General features: G+C 73.2%; 3 protein-coding genes and 1 pseudogene. All 4 read left to right on the top strand.

Going from position 1 to position 2,557, the window contains the following annotated elements:
• Window positions 1-160: 160 nt before the first annotated feature.
• Window positions 161-448, top strand: coding sequence for a WhiB family transcriptional regulator (locus U9983_RS22850; protein ID WP_322755987.1), 288 nt, complete (start codon window positions 161-163; stop codon window positions 446-448).
• The gene (locus U9983_RS22845) at window positions 445-1,149 is read left to right on the top strand and encodes a hypothetical protein (protein WP_322755986.1); all 705 of its coding nucleotides are present in this window, start codon (window positions 445-447) and stop codon (window positions 1,147-1,149) included. The genes U9983_RS22850 and U9983_RS22845 overlap by 4 nt, the downstream gene beginning before the upstream one ends.
• The gene (locus U9983_RS22840) at window positions 1,146-2,252 is read left to right on the top strand and encodes a DUF2637 domain-containing protein (protein WP_322755985.1); all 1,107 of its coding nucleotides are present in this window, start codon (window positions 1,146-1,148) and stop codon (window positions 2,250-2,252) included. Before U9983_RS22845 ends, U9983_RS22840 begins: the two co-directional genes overlap by 4 nt.
• Window positions 2,249-2,557 (top strand): annotated as a pseudogene (locus tag U9983_RS22835) (hypothetical protein); the annotation flags it as partial. The gene U9983_RS22840 and the pseudogene U9983_RS22835, both read left to right, overlap by 4 nt.

Raw genomic sequence — 2,557 nt, 5'->3', positions numbered from 1 at the left:
GTTAGTGGTTTCGCGCATGAGGTTATGCATTGACCATTAGAAGCTAAGCGTCTAACGTCACGCGTGACAGTCGGCATGCACAACGAAGCGGCCCTCGGCTGGCGGTGCAACGCCAGCCGAGGGCCTTGATCCAACCCCCGAAGTACCGGAGGTCGAACCCGTGGTTGATCCTGCCCGCTCACCTGATGAGTACGTCGACTGGCGGCACCGTTCCGCCTGCCGTGATGAAGATCCCGAGCTGTTTTTCCCGGTTGGTACGACCGGTCCCGTGGTGGAACGCCAGGTCGCGGCCGCGAAGGCGGTGTGCCGCCGGTGCCCGGTGAGCGCTGCCTGTCTGTCCTGGGCGCTGGCCACTGGTCAGGACGCCGGCGTGTGGGGTGGCCTGGACGAGAACGAACGTCGTGACCTGGCCCGCCGTCAGGCCCGTGGCCGGGCGGTGACGTCATGACCGTCCGGCCTTCGGAGATCCCCGGGTCTGATGAGCTGGCCCGTGCCCTGAGCGCGGTGCGCGACGGTGCGGCTGCGCTGTGGCTCGCGGCGCGGAACTACGCCGACGCGGTGGCGGCCGAGACCGATGCGTTGGTCGCGTACGCGGCTACGGTCGCCGCCGCCGGCGGCGAGGCCGAGGTGCGTGCCGCCCGGGACGTGCTCGCGTACACGTTGGGTCGCCGCGACGACGCCGGCCGGCGTCTGGGGCTGGACGGCGGGTCGCCGGCCCTGGTCCGGGCCGAGAAAGCGGTGCTGGACGTAGTCCGGACCATGTCCGGCGACGGTGCGGCAACGGTCGTTGTCGACCAGTGGCCGGTGCCGCGGGCGGTGGCGGAGGACGGGGTCGGTGAACTCCAGCGCCGCACCACCCGCGGCGAGCAGCTGGAACGGTGGCTGGCCACGGCCACCCAGTTCGTTCTCCGTGCCGGCGGCGAGCAGGTGACCGTCGAAACGCGGGGCGCCGACCGGTGGGCCGTGCTGGACGGCAGGCCGGGGCAGTACCCGGCCCAGGTGCTCACCCGGACCGGGCAGTGGGAATGGGAGCCGGCCGGCTCCGACCGGGATGAGGAGTTCCTGTCCCGCGCTCGGTTCACCTTCCCCGAGGCGTTCGAGCGGGCCGCCGCCGTGCTCGCCGCGGACACCTGCGCGGTGAACCCGTGAACCGCCGGACACTGTCGGCGCCGCTGCTGTTGGCGTTGGTCCTGGTGGCCGCGGTGTGGGCGGCCGGCTGCGTCTGGTCGTTCGAGGAGCAGCGGACGTTCGCGCATCGGCTGGGTTTCCACGTGGACTGGTTGTTGCCGACGGTCGCGGACGGTCTGCCGGTGGCGATGGCCGCGGTCGCGTTCGCCGCGGCGGTCAACGGGCGGGCCGCGACCGCGGCTCGGCTCGGGACCCTGCTCGCGGTCGGCGGTTCGGTTGCGTCCAACGCGTTGAACGCGGCGACCCGCACGCACGGGGATCGGACAACGATCGTTGTCGCTGCCGCGATCCCGGTGCTCGCCGGGATCGCGTTCGAGGTGCTGTTGGGGGAGTTGCGTAAGCAGGTGCTCCACCGCCGCGGGCTGGCGACGCCGGCGCCGATCCCGACGCTGCGTCCGGTCCGCCTGGTCCTGTCGCCCCGGACCGCGTGGACGGAATGGCGCACCGCGGTCCTCCTCGCGACCGCTCCGGGCAGCCGTCCCTCCACCCCGGACACGCATGTTCCGGCCGAGGCGACCCCCGGGTGGGATGCCCTTCCGGTTCATCCCACGCTTCCGTCCGGGACGTCTGTCCCGGCTCTTCCGGGAAGCCATCCCGACGCCGTCCGGGAGGTCACCGGGAAGCGTTCCCGCCTAGCCCTTCCGCCGCCGGTCGCCGCTGCCGGTCAGGACTCGGTCGACGTCGCGGAACGCCTGGAGCGGGAGGCCCTCGCTGCCGGCCGGCGGGGCACCACCACCGACGCCGTCCGCCGCGCCCTGCACGTCCGGTACGACGCCGCCAGGGACGCCCTCCACGCGGCACGCGCCCGGATCGCCGCGCAGGACTCCCACGAGCAGCAGGCGCCGACCGACCCTGCCACGCCCCCAGCAGACGACGTCCCGGCGTCGGTGACATCCACCGACAACGAGCACCAGGACCACGCGGACGAGCACGTCCCCCCAGCCGGTGCGGGCGACGTCGCGCGGCGGTTCGTGGTTGTGCCGCCGGCCGCTGTCGACCACGACGCCGATGTCGACGAGGACCAGGAGCAGGGCGACGCCGTGCGGGTGGCGGTGCCGGTATGACCCTCACCCTCGTCCTGCTGGTCGTCGGTGTGGCCGCCGGGATCGTCCACGGGCTGCTCCCGACCCCGGAGGACCGTTCAGCCGAGGACCGGCGGTTGGTACTCCTACCCGCCGACCACGGCGCCGGGGCGGCGTTGTGGCTGTGGCTGGTCCGCGGCGTCGGTTGTCGCGGCCGGCGCCGTGGCCTGGTCCTGGCCCCGGTCGTGCTGCTGCTCTACGTCGGCGCCGGCCTGGTGCGCCTCGCCGCGATCGCCGTCCGGCTGCTCGATCTCGCGGCCGAACGCGCCGCCCGCCAGGTCGATGCC

The organism is Protofrankia sp. Cas3 (genome assembly GCF_963555955.1).
GTDB lineage: Bacteria > Actinomycetota > Actinomycetes > Frankiales > Frankiaceae > Protofrankia.
Note: the sequence above shows the minus strand (reverse complement) of the source record. Positions and strands in the feature narration are given on the sequence as shown.

Excerpts from the sequence above, each read along its gene's own strand:
- U9983_RS22845 (WP_322755986.1), top strand. The coding sequence starts at position 445 with ATGACCGTCCGGCCTTCGGAGATCCCCGGGTCTGATGAGCTGGCCCGT.